This window comes from Citrobacter sp. RHBSTW-00524 (assembly GCF_013747755.1).
Taxonomy (GTDB): Bacteria; Pseudomonadota; Gammaproteobacteria; order Enterobacterales; family Enterobacteriaceae; genus Citrobacter; species Citrobacter braakii.
Window position 1 is genome coordinate 2171533 of sequence record NZ_CP056421.1, and the last position, 16665, is coordinate 2188197.

A 16665-nucleotide genomic window follows, 5' to 3' on the forward strand; every position below is an offset into this window, starting at 1 on the left:
CTGAGGGAAAAATTATGTTGGCAGTAGAAAAGATTACGCTCAACTATGAAACCACGCTGACGGGCTGCGAAACGCTGCCGGTTTTCGGCTGGATAATCACCAGTTCCTTGCGCGATGTACAGCAGCGTAGCTGGCGTTTGCAGCTGTCGGCGCAAGAAGATTTTGCCCAATGCCTGTTTGACAGCGGCGAAATGCACGATGACCGCTCCAGTAATATCGAATTGCCCGACGTCGCCTGCCAGCACTCGACGCGCTATTTTGTGCGGGTGCATATTACCGACAACCACGGTGAAGAGAGCGGCTGGAGCCCGGCGGCAACGTTTATTACCGGCCTGCCAGCGCGAGCGTGGCAAGGGGTGTTTATCTCGGCTGAAACGCCGCAGGATAAAGACAACTCAAAAGGCACGTTGTTGCGCCATGCGTTCAGTTTGCCCGACGGTGATGACATTGTTTCGGCGGTGGTACATGCCAGCGCGCTGGGGTTGTATCAACTGTGGATCAACGGCGAAAAAGTCGGGCGTGATGAGTTATCGCCCGGCTGGACGAGCTACCACCACCATCTGTTGTATCAAACCTGGGATGTGACCGAGCACCTGCGAGAAGGCGAAAACGTGATTGGCGCGATGGTGGGAGCGGGTTGGTATAAAGGGGATATGAGCTTCAACCGCTATCGCAACTATTACGGCCAGCAGACGGGGTTTATTTGCCATATGGTGGTGACGCTCCGCGATGGTAGCCAGCGGATAATCGCCACGGATGCACACTGGCAGGGCTGCGATGACGCGATTTTGTTTGCTGAAATTTATGATGGTGAAGTGTATGACGCACGTCGGGAGCAGCGCGGCTGGAGCGAGCCTGCGTTTAGCGCCGGGCATTGGCGCGCGGTGACGACGCTTGCGGCAGAGACTTCGGTGCTGCAACCGCAAACGGCCTGCCCGGTACAAGAAATAGAACGGCTTGCGCCGTGCTCAATCATCACGACGCCAAAAGGCGAGACGGTGCTTGATTTTGGCCAGAACCTCAGCGGCTGGGTGGAGTTTCGGGTGCGCGGTGCGGCAGGTGAGCGCGTGGTGCTGCGCCATTTTGAAGTGCTGGATGCCGAAGGCAATGTTTATCTGGCGAACCTGCGCACCGCCAAACAGTGCATTGATTACACCTTACGCGGCGAGGGTGAAGAATGTTTTCACCCGCATTTTACCTTTCAGGGTTTCCGTTATGTGCTGATTGAACGTTGGCCTGGCACGCCGACGCGGGATGACTTTGTCGCGGTCGTGCTGCATTCCGCGATGACGCCGACGGGTCACATTGAAACCTCAAACGCGGATCTCAACCAACTGCATCACAACATCATGTGGGGGCTTAAGGGCAATTTCGTCGATATCCCAACCGACTGCCCGCAGCGCGATGAACGTCTGGGATGGACGGGCGATGCGCAAATTTTCTGCCGCACCGCCAGTTATCTGATGCAGACGCGCACTTTTTTTGCCAAATGGCTGACCGATCTTCAGCATGACCAAACGCCGGAGGGCGGTGTGCCGCACGTCATCCCCGATATCCTCACCGGCAAATGCGACAACGACCGCTTTTTATCCCACGGGCGCACCCATTCCGCCGCCGCCTGGGCCGATGCGGCGGTGATTAACCCGTGGACGCTGTACCTGATGTATGGCGATAAACAGACGCTGGCCCGCCAGTACGGCAGTATGAAAGCCTGGGTGGAGTTTATGCATGACAACGCTGTTGAGAACCAGTGGTCGTGGAAACTGCAGTTTGGCGATTGGGTTGCGCTGGATGCCAAAGAGGGTAGCTATTTTGGCGCAACGCCGAATGAACTGACCTGCATGGCCTACTATGCGTTGTCCACGCTGTTGCTGGCGAAATCAGCCAAAGCACTGGGAAATGACGTTGACCACACTCATTATCAGGCGCTGCATACCGCGATTGTCGAAAGCTTCCGCAATGAGTTTTTTACCGCCACCGGGCGGCTGGCGGCGCGCACGCAAACGGCGCATATTCTGGCGCTTTACTTCCAGTTAGTGCCGGACGCGCACCGCGAGCGCACCGTGCAAACGCTGCTGGAACTGCTGGCGGAAAATGACGGTCATCTGGTGACGGGGTTTGTCGGCACCCCCTATTTCTGTCACGCATTGAGCGAAAACGGGCAGGCCGACGCGGCGTGGCAATTACTGATGAAAGAGGACTTCCCAAGCTGGTTGTATCAGGTAAAAGCTGGGGCGACGACGATTTGGGAACACTGGGATGGCGTGAAACCGGATGGCACAATGTGGAGCCCGGACATGAACTCTTTCAACCATTATGCCTACGGGGCGATCGGTGAATGGCTGTATCGCGTGGCGGCGGGAATAAATACCGAAGAACACGCGCCGGGATTTAAATCTTCGGTACTGCGGCCTATTCCGGGCGGTGGCCTGACATGGCTGAAAGCGCGATACGGCTCGGTATATGGTGATATTGCCGTCCACTGGATGCAGGAACCGGCGCGCGATGGCTTACAGTCCATCACCCTTGAGGTAGATATTCCGCCGAATACTCACTCAATGGTGATCCTTGATGGCGCACAAACGCTGCTCGATACCGATGGCCTCGACTTCGCGCCAGTAGACGGCGGTTATAGCGCGCAGGTGGGATCGGGCCATTATCGCGTTATCTGGCAGCGCTAACCGCGTGGTTGTCACGGCAGCGTTCGCGCTGTCGTGACAAACGAACGCTCGAATTCCTCTGTTTTCGTTTCGCTATTCGACGCATTGGCAATGGTTGCGGTCGCGATAATACTCGTGACCGTGACGACGAGAGTAATGCCGTGGCAGAAGAAAGCGACGACGACAAAACAGAAGCCCCCACACCCCACCGACTTGAAAAAGCACGGGAAGAAGGGCAAGTCCCCCGATCCAAAGAGCTGACCTCACTGCTTATTTTGCTGGTGGGCGTGTGCATTATCTGGATTGGCGGGGAGTCGCTTGCCCGCAGACTGGCCGGTATGCTGTCGGCCGGATTACGTTTTGACCACAGTATGGTCAATGACCCTAACCTGATCCTCAGCCAAATCATCCTGCTGATTAAAGACGCGATGATTGCGCTGTTACCGTTGATTACCGGCGTCGTTCTGGTGGCATTAATCTCCCCGGTGATGCTTGGCGGCTTGATTTTCAGCGGTAAATCTCTGCAGCCCAAGTTTTCTAAGCTGAATCCGTTGCCGGGCATTAAACGCATGTTTTCAGCGCAAACCGGAGCGGAACTGCTCAAAGCGATACTGAAATCCACGCTGGTGGGGAGCGTGGCCGGATTTTATCTCTGGCATAACTGGCCGGCGATGATGCGTTTGATGGCGGAGTCGCCGATTACGGCGATGGGCAACGCTCTGGATTTAGTTGGCATGTGCGCGCTGTTGGTGGTGCTTGGCGTTATTCCGATGGTGGGGTTCGACGTTTTTTTCCAGATTTACAGCCATCTGAAAAAGCTGCGCATGTCGCGTCAGGATATTCGTGACGAATTTAAGCAAAGCGAAGGCGACCCGCACGTTAAGGGCAAAATACGCCAAATGCAGCGCGCGGCCGCGCAGCGTCGCATGATGGCGGATGTGCCGAAAGCGGACGTGATTGTTACCAACCCCACGCACTATTCGGTGGCGTTGAAGTATGACGAGAACAAAATGAGCGCGCCGAAAGTTGTTGCCAAAGGCGCGGGGCTGGTGGCGCTGCGCATTCGTGAGATTGGCGCTGAACATCGAGTCCCTACGTTAGAAGCGCCGCCGCTGGCGCGTGCGCTATACCGTCATGCTGAGATTGGTCAACAAATACCGGGTCAATTATATGCCGCCGTTGCCGAAGTGCTGGCATGGGTATGGCAGCTAAAACGCTGGCGTCTCGCCGGCGGCAAGCGTCCACCACAACCTGAAAACCTTCCGGTGCCTGAAGCACTGGATTTCATGAACGAGAAGAATACTGATGGCTAATCTGGTCGCGATGTTGCGTTTGCCCAGCAACCTGAAATCCACGCAACTGCAAATCCTTGCCGGACCGATCCTTATCCTGCTGATCCTGTCGATGATGGTGTTGCCGTTGCCGGCTTTCGTCCTCGATTTGCTGTTCACGTTTAACATTGCGCTGTCGATCATGGTGCTGCTGGTGGCGATGTTCACCCAGCGTACGCTGGAGTTTGCCGCATTCCCGACGATTTTGCTGTTTACCACATTATTACGCCTCGCCCTGAACGTTGCGTCGACGCGTATCATTTTAATGGAAGGACATACCGGCGCGGCGGCGGCGGGAAAGGTGGTTGAAGCTTTTGGTCACTTCCTGGTGGGCGGTAACTTTGCGATCGGTATCGTGGTCTTCGTTATTCTCGTCATTATCAACTTTATGGTTATCACCAAAGGTGCCGGACGTATCGCCGAGGTTGGCGCGCGCTTCGTGCTGGATGGTATGCCCGGCAAGCAAATGGCGATTGATGCGGATTTGAATGCGGGTCTGATTGGCGAAGATGAAGCCAAAAAACGGCGCTCGGAGGTGACGCAGGAAGCGGATTTCTACGGCTCTATGGACGGTGCGAGTAAATTCGTACGTGGAGATGCCATCGCCGGTATTTTGATCATGGTGATCAACGTGGTCGGCGGTCTGTTAGTCGGGGTGTTGCAGCATGGTATGAGCATGGGTAGCGCAGCGGAAAGTTATACCCTGCTGACCATCGGTGACGGGCTGGTGGCGCAAATTCCTGCGCTGGTAATCTCCACCGCGGCGGGGGTTATCGTGACCCGCGTGAGTACCGACCAGGATGTAGGCGAACAGATGGTGACCCAACTGTTCAGTAATCCTAGTGTCATGCTGCTTAGTGCGGCGGTGCTTGGTCTTTTGGGTCTGGTTCCGGGGATGCCGAACCTGGTGTTTTTGATGTTTACCGCCGCGTTACTGGGTCTGGCCTGGTGGATGCGTGGTCGTGAGCAAAAAGCTCCCGATGAGCCGCAGCCGGTGAAAATGCCGGAAAACAACTCCGTGGTGGAAGCAACATGGAATGACGTACAGCTGGAGGATTCCCTGGGGATGGAGGTAGGCTACCGCCTGATCCCAATGGTGGACTTTCAGCAAGATGGCGAGTTGCTGGGGCGAATTCGCAGTATTCGTAAGAAATTTGCCCAGGATATGGGTTTTCTGCCGCCGGTGGTACATATCCGCGACAATATGGATCTGCAGCCGGCCCGCTATCGTATTTTGATGAAAGGGGTGGAAATTGGCAGCGGTGACGCCTATCCGGGACGCTGGCTGGCCATTAACCCTGGTACTGCCGCCGGGTCACTGCCGGGCGAGAAAACGGTCGATCCGGCTTTCGGTCTGGACGCTATCTGGATTGAAAGCGCATTGAAGGAACAGGCGCAGATTCAGGGCTTTACGGTTGTTGAAGCCAGTACCGTTGTCGCCACGCACCTTAATCACCTGATTGGGCAGTTCGCTGCTGAGCTGTTTGGCCGTCAGGAGGCGCAACAGCTACTGGACCGCGTCTCGCAGGAGATGCCAAAACTGACAGAAGACTTGGTCCCGGGCGTCGTGACGCTCACTACGCTGCATAAAGTACTGCAGAACTTACTGGATGAGAAAGTACCGATTCGCGATATGCGCACCATTCTCGAAACGCTGGCTGAACATGCACCGCTGCAAAACGATCCGCATGAGCTTACCGCGGTGGTACGTGTTGCGTTGGGACGCGCCATCACTCAGCAGTGGTTCCCGGGTAATGAAGAGGTTCAGGTTATCGGCCTTGATACCCCGCTCGAACGTTTGCTTCTGCAGGCGCTGCAGGGCGGCGGCGGTCTGGAGCCAGGTCTTGCAGACCGATTGCTGGCCCAGACTCAGGAAGCGCTTTCCCGTCAGGAAATGTTGGGTGCGCCGCCGGTCTTGCTGGTTAACCACGCGTTGCGTCCGTTACTGGCACGCTTTTTACGTCGCAGCATTCCGCAACTGGTGGTGTTATCGAACATGGAGCTGTCTGACAACCGCCATATCCGTATGACGGCGACTATTGGAGGTAAGTAATGCGTAAATTACTGTGGTTGTTGTTTTTTCCTCTGGTAGCGCAGGCTGCCGGAGAAGGCGCCTGGCAGGCCAGCGGCATGGGGATTACTTTAAATCACCGCGGCCAGTCAGCCTCGTCTTCACCTCTGACGCCCAGCCAGCCGGTCTCGGGGTTGATGACGCTGGTGGCCTGGCGCTATGAGCTCAATGGCCCAACGCCCGCGGGTTTACGGGTACGTTTATGTTCCCAGTCCCGCTGTGTTGAGCTGGACGGGCAAAGCGGGACCACCAACGGATTCAATAATGTTCCCGCCATCGAACCGATGCATTTTGTCTGGGAAGTACCCGGTGGCGGTCGCCTGATCCCCGCCTTGCAAGTTCAGAGCAATCAGGTGATTGTGAACTATCGTTAACGCCTCCCTTCATTCCGGCCAGCAGCAGAAACTGCTGGCTGCTTCGCAATTCTAGTCCGCCTCTTTGATTAAATAGAAACGCTGTTTTATAAAATAGGTGACATACGTTGCCGGACTCTTTGTGCTGTTGCCATTTCACGAATATCCCTGGCAAAAATAGAAAGGTTTCACTTGCTGTTAGCTTTTACTGTGGCCCTGTAAGGAGGCCCAATGTCAAAGCGAGGATTGCGGGGCCTCCCAATAATGTGCAGGGGTAACGGCAATGAATACACGTAAAATTGGGTTGGTTAACTATTTTGCCTACGGTTCGGGGGATTTTTTAGGCGCAGGCACCACGGCGTTAACCGCGGCCTGGCTACTCTATTTTTACACGACGTTCTGTGGCCTGACGCCAATCGAAGCAACCTTTATCTTCGCTACCGCCAGGGTGTTGGATGCCGTTGTTAGCCCATTAATGGGTTTTTTAACCGATAACTTTGGCTCCACCTGGCTCGGCAAACGCTTTGGGCGACGCAAGTTTTTTATTCTGTTGGGGATACCCTGTGTCTTTAGCTACTCACTAATGTGGGTGGGTGATATGGGGTTCTGGTACTACCTGCTCACCTATCTGATTTTTGACGTGGTCTACACCATGATTCTGGTGCCATACGAAACGCTGGTACCCGAAATGACCGATGACTTTAAACAGAAAACCAAATTCTCCGGCGCGCGCATTTCGATGGCGCAAATGTCTGCCATTCTGGCCTCATTCTTACCCGGCGTTCTGCTGACGCTGTTTGGCAAGGACAACCCCGTCTCTTTTTTCTACGCCAGCCTGGTGTTTTCTGTGCTGTGCGCAATGATGCTGACCTTCGTCTGGTTCTTTACCTGGGAACGCCCACGGGAAGAGTGGACTGAGGCGGCGCTGCGAGCCGAAGAAGAGAAGAAAAGCCTGACCTTGAGTCAGAGTATGAACCGTTTATTTGTGGAACTGAGTTCAACACTGCGCATCCGTATCTTTCGCCAGCATTTAGGAATGTATCTTGGCGGCTATATTGCCCAGGACGTCTTTAACGCCGTCTTTACTTACTATGTGGTGTTTGTGCTGATGCAGGAAGCATCGATGGCGTCAAACCTGCTGGGTACGATGGCTATCTTCCAGTTTATTGCCGTTATCGCCATGATCCCATTGTGCATCCGTTTCGGACCTGCGCCGTCTTATCTCATGGTGGTCGTCCTGTTTGGCCTCAGTTCACTCTCCTATGCGGGGCTGTATTACGCCGGATTAAGCGATGTTTATTCTCTGTTGCTATTGGTTTCCGCCGTTGCGGGTTTGGGACGCGGTGGTATCAACTACGTTCCCTGGAATATCTACACCTATATTGCCGACGTTGACGAAGTGATCACCGGTCAGCGTCGGGAAGGGATCTTCGCCGGCATTATGACTTTAACGCGTAAAGCGTCGCAGGCGGGAGCGGTGATGCTGGTGGGGATTGTGATGCAGTTGTCTGGTTTTGTCTCCGGTCAGAGCGCACAACCCGCGGCGGTCAGTCATACCATCCTGTTAATTCTGAGCTGCGGAACGCTGATTGTTCTGGCGCTGGGTTTCCTGGTTTCCTTGCGCTTCAAACTGAACCTGCAAACGCACAGCACCCTGCGTGAAGAGACAGCAAAAATGCGTGAGTCCGGGCAACCCGTGTTGGAAGGACTATCCGCTAAAGGACGCGCGACCGTAGAGATGCTATCGGGCATGCCTTATGAATCACTTTGGGGTAACAACAATATTGGTTACCTGAATCGTAATAAACCAGCGGCACCGAAACTGGAAAAGGGTGCTGTATTGAATTCGACATTGACAGAGGTTAAGTAAATGATTGTTTATCCGGTTAAACACAGCCCATTGTTGCGCCAGCCAGAACATTTTATTGCCAGGGATGAATTAAAAGCGTTGATCAAAAAGGTGACGCATAACCTGGTCAATATTCATGATGAGACCGGCGAGTTCTTGCTACGTCTGGATGACGGACGCGTTATTGATACCAAAGGCTGGGCGGGATGGGAGTGGACGCACGGCATCGGCTTGTACGGGATGTATCAGTATTATCAGCAAACCGGCGATGCCACGATGCGCGATATTATCGACAGCTGGTTTGCCGATCGCTTTGCGGAAGGTGCAACGACCAAAAACGTTAACACCATGGCACCGTTTTTAACGCTTGCATATCGCTATGAAGAGACGCGTAATCCCGCGTATCTGCCGTGGCTCGACAGCTGGGCTGAGTGGGCAATGCATGATATGCCGCGTACCCAATTCGGCGGTATGCAGCACATTACGCTGGCGGAAGAAAATCACCAGCAGATGTGGGATGACACGTTGATGATGACGGTCTTACCGCTGGCGAAGATTGGCAAGTTGCTCAACCGCCCCGAGTATATTGAAGAGGCAACCTATCAGTTCCTGCTGCACGTGCAAAACCTGATGGATAAAGAAACGGGGCTGTGGTTCCACGGCTGGAGCTATGAAGGACAGCATAACTTCGCCAACGCTCGCTGGGCGCGTGGCAACAGCTGGTTAACTATAGTTATCCCGGATTTCCTCGAATTACTTGATTTGCCGGAAAACAATGCAGTGCACCGCTATCTGGTGCAGGTTTTGAACGCGCAAATCGCGGCGCTGGCGAAGTGCCAGGATGAAAGCGGACTGTGGCACACCTTGCTGGACGACCCGCAGTCGTATCTTGAAGCCTCGGCAACCGCCGGATTTGCCTATGGGATCCTCAAAGCGGTACGTAAACGCTATGTCGGACAAGACTATGCGGCTGTAGCCGAAAAAGCCATCAGAGGCATTGTGCAACATATTTCGCCGGAAGGTGAATTGCTGCATACCTCGTTTGGTACCGGGATGGGCCACAATCTCGATTTCTACCGCAACATCCCCCGGACCTCCATGCCTTACGGTCAGGCGATGGCGATGCTGTGCCTTACCGAATACTTGCGTAAGTATTTTTGATATCGGTGTCCGATGGCGTTGCGGCTATCGGACCCGCTTGAGCATCGTCGCCCTGCGCAGCAAACAGATGATCCATGATTTGACGCATGACTGGTGCGGCGGTGACGCCATCGCTGCCGCCGTTTTCCAGAATTAACGCTATGGCGACTTTCGGGTTCTTATATGGCGCAAATGCGGTATAGAACACGTGGTCGCGCAGACGCACGGGGATCATTTTCGCATCGTAGGTCTGATTTTCTTTCAGGCTAAAGACCTGTGATGTGCCACTTTTCGCTGCAATGCCGTAAGGCGCGGTGTGAAAGAACTTATAACCGGTACCGTTTGGCTCATTCGCCATGCCGAACATCGCTTGACGCACCAGCCCCCAGTAGGGGGACGAAGCAGAGGCAATTTGTGACGGTGCTTCGGGAGCCTGGTACGGCGTGATGACTTTTCCGCTCTCTTCATCACGTAGCAGGTGAGGGGCGATAACCTTGCCGTTGTTAATCAGCGCGACCATGGCTTTAACCATCTGGATCGGCGTGGCAATCCAGTATCCCTGACCGATGCCAACCGAAATGGTATCTCCCTGATACCAGGCTTTTTTATGCACTTTCTGCTTCCATTCGCGGCTCGGGAGCAGGCCGTTATACTCCTCACCAAGATCGATGCCGGTCGGCTTGCCATAGCCAAACTGGCTGAGCATGCTGTTAATACGGTCAATCCCCATCATATATGCCACCTGATAAAAGAATGTGTCGGCAGATTCTTCAATTGCTTTGGTGACATCCAGCATACCGTGGCCCGTTTTTTTCCAGTCACGGTAATGTCGCTCCGTGCCGGGGAGCGTCCAGGTGGGGGCGCCGAAGAAACGGGTCTGCGGCGTGATCACGCCGTCCAGTAACGCTGACATCGCCATATACGGTTTGACCGTGGAGGCGGGAGGATATAACCCCTGCGTGACGCGGTTGATTAACGGCAGGTCCTTATCCTGAAGCAGCTTGTTATAGTCCTGATAGCTGATACCTTTAACAAATGGATTGGGGTCATAGCTGGGGTTCGAAACCATTGCCAGCACGGAACCGTCATGCGGATCCTCAACCAAAACGGCGGCCCGCTGGCCCACCAACAGACTCTCAATATATTGCTGTAAATGGAGGTCCAGCGTCAGGTGGATATCTTTTCCGGCAACGGGCGGCACATCTTTGATCAGGCGTACGATGCGTCCGTGGTTATCAACTTCGACCTCCTGATAACCGGTTTTCCCATGCAGTTCATTTTCATAGTAGTGCTCAATACCCTGCTTACCGATGTTGTGATCGGCGGCGTAGTTCTCTGTCAGGCCTTTTTGATCCAGCGCTTTCAGGTCGTTGTCATTGATTTTTGACACATAGCCAAGGACATGCGCCAGCGCTGCGCCATAAGGGTACTGGCGGTCTTCATAGCTATTGATATTGACGCCGCTGAAATGAAACTGGTTAACCGAGAAGCGGGCGATTTCCACATCGGTCAGCGCATTTTTTAGCACGACCGGGCGATAGCGGCTGCTGGCTTTCAGCGCATGGCGAAACTGGTCAATGTCATCAGGAGTGAGGTCAATGATAGGCGTGAGCTGCCTGATCAGGGCATTCATATCACTGATTTTATAAGGCGTAACGGAAATGTCGTACCAGGTTACGTTGCGCACCAGCGGGATGCCGTTGCGATCGTAAATCATGCCACGCGTCGGGGCCACGGGCAGCATTTTGATGTCGTTTGCATTCGAGCGGGTGGTGTAATACTGGTGCTGACAGATTTGTAAGTTGTAGAGATTGTAAATCAGGATGCCAAAGCAGATGACCACCAGGCCAAAGGCCACCAATACACGCCGCTGGAAGAGTTTTTCCTCCGCCTCAAAATCTCTGAATGTCATTGACCCGTACCCGATTAATTCGCCGCCTCATGATACGGAGGCTTAAACGGGATGACAGGCAAAAAATGTTCCATATCTCTACGGAAATGTGTCATTCCTTGTGAGTTGTTACAGATGGCCTGTTACAGAAATAAAAAAGGCCTGAGTCCGAATTTCGGAGTCAGGCCTGATAGGTGAGCTGATTTACATACGTTCTACGGTTTCGATACCCAGAGTATCCAGACCCAGCTTCAGGGTTTTCGCCGTCAACTGTGCCAGTTTCAGGCGGCTGTTACGAATCTCTTCGTTTTCAGCGCTGAGGATTGGGCAGTGCTCGTAGAAGCCGGAGAACAGACCGGCAACGTCGTACAGGTAAGCACACATCACGTGCGGCGTACCTTCACGTGCAACAACAGTCAGCGTTTCTTCAAACTGCAGCAGACGCGCAGCCAGCTGAGCCTCGCGATCTTCACTGATAATCACCTGCGCATTTGCCAGCGCGCTTTCGTCGATATCGGCTTTACGGAACACGGACAGTACACGGGTGTAGGCGTACTGCATATACGGCGCAGTGTTCCCTTCGAACGCCAGCATATTGTCCCAGTCGAAGATGTAGTCGGTGGTACGGTTTTTGGACAGATCGGCATATTTCACCGCGCCGATACCGACCGCATTAGCCAGTTTTTCCAGCTCGTCGGCAGGCATGTCCGGGTTCTTTTCCGCTACCAGACGGCGTGCGCGTTCCAGCGCTTCATCCAGCAGATCGGCCAGTTTAACCGTGCCACCCGCACGGGTTTTGAACGGCTTGCCGTCTTTACCCAGCATCATACCGAACATGTGGTGTTCCAGCGGCACAGAGTCCGGCACATAACCGGCTTTACGCACGATGGTCCAGGCCTGCATTAAGTGCTGATGCTGCCGGGAGTCGATGTAATAAAGTACGCGGTCGGCATGCAGCGTTTCATAACGGTACTTGGCGCAGGCGATGTCGGTCGTGGTGTAGAGATAGCCGCCATCTTTCTTCTGAATGATTACGCCCATCGGTTCACCTTCCTTGTTCTTATACTCATCAAGGAATACGACGGTAGCGCCTTCGCTTTCAACAGCCAGGCCTTTAGCTTTGAGATCGGCCACGATGCCAGGCAGCATCGGGTTGTACAGGCTTTCACCCATGACGTCGTCACGGGTCAGGGTGACGTTCAGGCGATCGTAGGTTAACTGGTTTTGCGACATGGTGATGTCGACCAGTTTGCGCCACATCTCACGGAAGTACTCGTCGCCACCTTGCAGCTTCACGACATAACTCCGGGCACGTTCCGCGAAGGCTTCATCTTCGTCGTAATGTTTTTTCGCATCACGGTAGAAACCTTCAAGGTCAGCCAGCGCCATCTCGCCAGCATTTTCCTGCTGCTGTTTTTCCAGCCATGCGATGAGCATACCGAACTGAGTACCCCAGTCGCCGACGTGGTTGGCGCGGATAACATTGTGACCGAGGAACTCCAGCGTACGCACCGCAGCATCACCGATGATGGTGGAACGCAGGTGACCAACGTGCATCTCTTTCGCTACGTTAGGTGCGGAGTAATCAACCACAACGGTTTGTTTAGCAGGTTGGGTGACGCCCAGACGATCGGAAGCCAGCGCCTGCTGAACGTGCTGCGCCAGAAATGCCGGATCGAGAAAAATATTGATAAAGCCCGGGCCTGCAATTTCAACTTTGCTGGCGATCCCGTTGAGATCCAAATGAGTCAGCACCTGCTCAGCCAGTTGTCGCGGCGCCATACCCAGTTTTTTAGCGACAGCCATCATGCCGTTAGCCTGATAGTCGCCGAACTGTACTTTTGCTGACTGACGAACCTGCGGTTCGCAATCTGCAGGCGCGCCTGCAGCAATCATGGCCTGACTGACTTTTTCTGAGAGAAGAGCCTGAATATTCACCGGAATACCTTACATTTATGAAGCGGCTTAAAATGCACCGCACCAGTTTAAGAATTAAGGGCGGGAGTATACTGCAAATGCCCGTTGCCGTCAGCATTGCGAGTATCGCCAGCAGCCTGAAATATAAACATTGTCATTATGTATAATTATTCATATTGCGCTTAAGAAAATCAGCAGTTGGTTGGGGCTGCGCAACAGGGTAAATTAGCGGCTTTGAATATGGATATGAGCTTTCATTATGGCGAACTGGCAAACAGTTGCAGAACTGCATGATATTTCCGCAGATTTACCGCATTTCATTCAGGCGTTAACGGATCTTTCCACTCGCCTTGGGCTGGATGTCTCATCGCTTGAAGCCGATCACATTTCTCTGCGTTGTCATCAAAATACCACCGCAGAGCGCTGGCGTCGTGGGTTTGAACAGTGCGGCGAATTGCTGTCAGAAAATATCATCAATGGCCGACCGATTTGCTTGTTCAAGCTCGATGAGCCAGTTTGTGTGCAACACTGGCAATTTACTATCGTAGAACTGCCGTGGCCGGGCGAAAAGCGTTATCCGCATGAAGGCTGGGAGCATGTTGAAATTGTTCTGCCGGGTGAGGTGGAGACGCTGAATGCACGAGCGCTGGCGCTGCTTTCAGATCACGGGCTGAGCCAGCCGGGTATATTTGTAAAAACCAGTTCGCCAAAAGGCGAGCGCGAGCGTTTACCGAATCCAACGCTGGCGGTCAGCGATGGCAGCGTGACGATAAAATTCCATCCATGGTCGATTGAAGCCATTGTGGCAAGCGAACGTCAGGAGTGAGTATGGCATTACTGGAAATCTGCTGTTACAGCATGGAGTGCGCGCGCATGGCGCAGCAAAACGGCGCGGATCGCATTGAGCTTTGCTCGGCGCCCAAAGAGGGGGGCTTAACGCCGTCCCTGGGGGTCTTGCGTTTGGTTCGCCAGCATATCTCGATTCCGGTCAATCCCATTATTCGCCCGCGCGGGGGCGACTTTTGTTACACCGACGGTGAATTCGCTGCAATGCTGGATGATATTGCGATGGTAAGAGATCTGGGGTTCTCAGGGTTGGTAACCGGCATTTTAGATGCAGAGGGTGATGTCGATATGCCGCGCATGGAGAAAATAATGATCGCGGCGGGACCGCTGCACGTCACTTTTCATCGGGCCTTTGACATGTGCGCTAACCCACTCAATGCGCTAAAAAAATTAGCTGATTTGGGCATCGCCAGAGTGCTGACTTCCGGGCAAAAATCAGATGCGGCGCAAGGTTTAACAAAAATTATGGAACTTATTGCGCAGGGGGATGCTCCAATCATTATGGCCGGAGCGGGGGTTCGCGCCTCGAATTTGTCCCTGTTCCTTGATGCTGGAGTGCAGGAAGTCCACAGTTCTGCCGGAGTATGGTTGGCTTCCCCCATGCGTTATCGCAATTCGGGGTTGTCGATGTCTTCGGATCCACAGGCGGATGAGTATTCACGCTATGCGGTAGACGGGGCGGCGGTTGCGGAAATGAAAGCAATCATTGCACACCACCAGGCCAGCTGATTTTTACCGTTGCATCATGTCGCCCAATATGATGCTTGCTCGTACCAGGCCCCTGCAATTTCAACAGGGGCCTTTTTTTATCCTGCATATTTCAAGCCGCAACGGAGCTGTCTGCCTTGCTGCAAGTTGAACTATTTTGCAGAAAGAGTGCTATCAGGCAAAAATGATTACGGCTTACGTGCAATCAATACCGCGCGTAATGGGGCCGGGTAGCCTTCCACCGTTTTGCTGTGATCGTTCGGGTCGAGGAAGTCGGCCAGTGATTCGGTTATCATCCACTCGGTGCGGCGCTGCTCTTCGGTGGTGGTGACGCAGACATCAGCGATGCGCACATCAACAAACCCACATTTTTCCAGCCAGTTTTTTAACGCCAGCGCAGAAGGAATAAAGTAAACGTTACGCATCTGCGCGTAGCGATCGCCCGGTACCAGTACGGTATTTTCATCACCTTCGACGACCAGCGTTTCCAGTACCAGTTCGCCATCTTTCACCAACTGATCCTTCAACTGCCACAGGTGTTCCAGCGGTGAACGGCGGTGATAAAGCACTCCCATGGAGAATACGGTATCAAAGGCGTTGAGCGCCGGAAGCTGCTCAATACCCAGCGGCAGCAGGTGAGCGCGCTGGTCATTGCCCAGCAGTTTACGTACTGCCTCAAACTGGCACAGAAACAGTTGGGTAGGATCGATACCAACTGCCAGATGCGCCCCCGCGCCAATCATGCGCCACATGTGATATCCACTCCCGCAGCCGACATCAAGAATGGTGCGCCCGGTGAGGTCAGACAAGTGCGGCAGAACGCGATCCCATTTCCAGTCCGAGCGCCACTCGGTATCTATATTTACGCCGTACAACGAGTACGGCCCTTTACGCCATGGCATCAGGTTACGCATCAGGGTGTCGATACGTTTGAGCTGACCGTCGCTGAGCGGCTCATCGCTTTCGGCGGTAACGCTATGCAGTAAGTCCAGGCGATGCGGCGTCAGCTCGGGCAGAAACTCGACGGCATTTGACCACTGCTTAAACAAGCCGTGCTGATCGCGCTGCCAGGTCGCGATTTGCGCCGGGAGCGTTTCCAGCCAATGGGAAAGGTGATTTTTGGCAATCAGTTGATAAAAGTTACCAAAGTCGATCATGCGCTAACCTCAGCTTTCAGTGCCACCAGAGAACCAAAGTTAAAGCACTGGAACCACAATTCGCTGTGTTCAAAGCCCGCCTGATGCAGTCTCGCTTTGTGCGTTTCGACCGAGTCGGTCAGCATCACGTTCTCCAGCATGCTGCGCTTTTGGCTGATTTCCAGCTCGCTATAGCCATTTGCCCGTTTGAAATCGTGGTGCATGTTGAACAGCAGCTCGCCAACGTTAGCGTCTTCGAAACTGAATTTTTCAGACAGTACCAGCGCGCCGCCGGGGTTCAGCCCCTGATAAATCTTATCCAACAATGCCTGGCGCTCAGGTGGCTCAAGGAATTGCAGGGTAAAATTCAGCACCACCATCGAGGCGTTTTCGATAGTAATGTTGCGAATATCGCCTTCGACAACGTCAACCGGTGTCGGCGCTTTATAGGCGTCAATATGACGGCGGCAGCGCTCAACCATAGCCGGGGAATTATCAACGGCAATAATTTTGCAATTCTCGTGATGAATATTGCGACGCACCGAGAGCGTCGCAGCGCCCAGAGAACAGCCCAGATCGTAGACCTGTGTGTTGGGTTGTACGAAACGTTCGGCCAACATCCCAATCATAGAAATGATATTGGAATAGCCAGGAACGGATCGCTGGATCATATCCGGGAAGACTTCAGCTACCCGTTCATCAAAGGTCCAGTCACCCAGACTGGCGATAGGCGCAGAAAAAAGCGTGTCGCGGTGAGACATAA

Annotated in this window: 12 protein-coding genes; 8 read left to right on the top strand and 4 right to left on the bottom strand. The window is 53.7% G+C overall.

Translation table 11 applies throughout. The annotated features are described in order from the left end of the window. Positions 1–14 precede the first annotated feature (14 nt). The 6 genes from HV229_RS10415 (at position 15) to HV229_RS10440 (ending at position 9425) form a co-directional block, all read left to right on the top strand. Entirely contained in the window at positions 15–2681 is a 2667-nt protein-coding gene (locus HV229_RS10415; RefSeq protein WP_181547502.1) for an alpha-L-rhamnosidase, read from the top strand. Between the two features lie 140 nt (positions 2682–2821). Then, positions 2822–3973: a flagellar biosynthesis protein FlhB gene (gene flhB / locus HV229_RS10420; RefSeq protein ID WP_016153429.1), complete on the top strand. Its 1152-nt coding sequence runs from the start codon at positions 2822–2824 to the stop codon at positions 3971–3973. Next, entirely contained in the window at positions 3966–6044 is a 2079-nt protein-coding gene (flhA, locus tag HV229_RS10425; RefSeq protein WP_016153428.1) for a flagellar biosynthesis protein FlhA, read from the top strand. The genes flhB and flhA overlap by 8 nt, the downstream gene beginning before the upstream one ends. After that, entirely contained in the window at positions 6044–6436 is a 393-nt protein-coding gene (flhe, locus tag HV229_RS10430) for a flagellar protein FlhE (protein WP_016153427.1), read from the top strand. The genes flhA and flhe overlap by 1 nt, the downstream gene beginning before the upstream one ends. A 262-nt stretch (positions 6437–6698) precedes the next feature. Then, positions 6699–8285, top strand: a complete 1587-nt coding sequence (locus HV229_RS10435) for an MFS transporter (protein ID WP_181547503.1) — start codon at positions 6699–6701, stop codon at positions 8283–8285. Then, positions 8286–9425 carry a glycoside hydrolase family 105 protein gene (locus HV229_RS10440; RefSeq protein ID WP_131379505.1) on the top strand — a complete coding sequence of 380 codons (1140 nt, stop codon included), beginning with the start codon at positions 8286–8288 and terminating at the stop codon, positions 9423–9425. Here HV229_RS10440 and mrdA read toward each other — a convergent pair. Together mrdA and argS are read right to left on the bottom strand one after the other, a co-directional pair. Further along, positions 9397–11316, bottom strand: coding sequence for a penicillin-binding protein 2 (mrdA, locus tag HV229_RS10445; RefSeq protein WP_080858821.1), 1920 nt, complete (start codon positions 11314–11316; stop codon positions 9397–9399). The two genes, HV229_RS10440 and mrdA, sit on opposite strands and share 29 nt — an antisense overlap. Positions 11317–11499: 183 nt before the next feature. Further along, positions 11500–13233, bottom strand: a complete 1734-nt coding sequence (gene argS / locus HV229_RS10450; RefSeq protein ID WP_016153423.1) for an arginine--tRNA ligase — start codon at positions 13231–13233, stop codon at positions 11500–11502. 238 nt (positions 13234–13471) lie between these two features. On the opposite strand from argS, the gene HV229_RS10455 reads away from it, so the two are divergent. Together HV229_RS10455 and cutC are read left to right on the top strand one after the other, a co-directional pair. Continuing rightward, on the top strand, positions 13472–14038 hold the full coding sequence (locus HV229_RS10455) for a VOC family protein (protein ID WP_047502136.1): 567 nt from the start codon (positions 13472–13474) through the stop codon (positions 14036–14038). A 2-nt stretch (positions 14039–14040) separates the two neighbouring features. Then, complete coding sequence (cutC, locus tag HV229_RS10460; protein WP_181547505.1) at positions 14041–14787, top strand: copper homeostasis protein CutC; 747 nt, start codon at positions 14041–14043, stop codon at positions 14785–14787. Between the two features lie 167 nt (positions 14788–14954). Here the strand turns inward: cutC and cmoB are convergent, their stop codons facing one another. Continuing rightward, positions 14955–15923 (bottom strand): tRNA 5-methoxyuridine(34)/uridine 5-oxyacetic acid(34) synthase CmoB, encoded by a 969-nt coding sequence (cmoB, locus tag HV229_RS10465; protein WP_016153420.1) that lies wholly within the window; start codon positions 15921–15923, stop codon positions 14955–14957. Continuing rightward, entirely contained in the window at positions 15920–16663 is a 744-nt protein-coding gene (gene cmoA, locus HV229_RS10470) for a carboxy-S-adenosyl-L-methionine synthase CmoA (RefSeq protein WP_016153419.1), read from the bottom strand. Before cmoA ends, cmoB begins: the two co-directional genes overlap by 4 nt. Positions 16664–16665: the final 2 nt, after the last annotated feature.

Coding starts and splice junctions, on each gene's coding strand:
- HV229_RS10415 (WP_181547502.1), top strand. CDS start 15: ATGTTGGCAGTAGAAAAGATTACGCTCAACTATGAAACCACGCTGACG.
- flhA (WP_016153428.1), top strand. CDS start 3,966: ATGGCTAATCTGGTCGCGATGTTGCGTTTGCCCAGCAACCTGAAATCC.
- flhe (WP_016153427.1), top strand. CDS start 6,044: ATGCGTAAATTACTGTGGTTGTTGTTTTTTCCTCTGGTAGCGCAGGCT.
- HV229_RS10435 (WP_181547503.1), top strand. CDS start 6,699: ATGAATACACGTAAAATTGGGTTGGTTAACTATTTTGCCTACGGTTCG.
- HV229_RS10440 (WP_131379505.1), top strand. CDS start 8,286: ATGATTGTTTATCCGGTTAAACACAGCCCATTGTTGCGCCAGCCAGAA.
- mrdA (WP_080858821.1), bottom strand. CDS start 11,316: ATGACATTCAGAGATTTTGAGGCGGAGGAAAAACTCTTCCAGCGGCGT.
- HV229_RS10455 (WP_047502136.1), top strand. CDS start 13,472: ATGGCGAACTGGCAAACAGTTGCAGAACTGCATGATATTTCCGCAGAT.
- cutC (WP_181547505.1), top strand. CDS start 14,041: ATGGCATTACTGGAAATCTGCTGTTACAGCATGGAGTGCGCGCGCATG.
- cmoB (WP_016153420.1), bottom strand. CDS start 15,923: ATGATCGACTTTGGTAACTTTTATCAACTGATTGCCAAAAATCACCTT.
- cmoA (WP_016153419.1), bottom strand. CDS start 16,663: ATGTCTCACCGCGACACGCTTTTTTCTGCGCCTATCGCCAGTCTGGGT.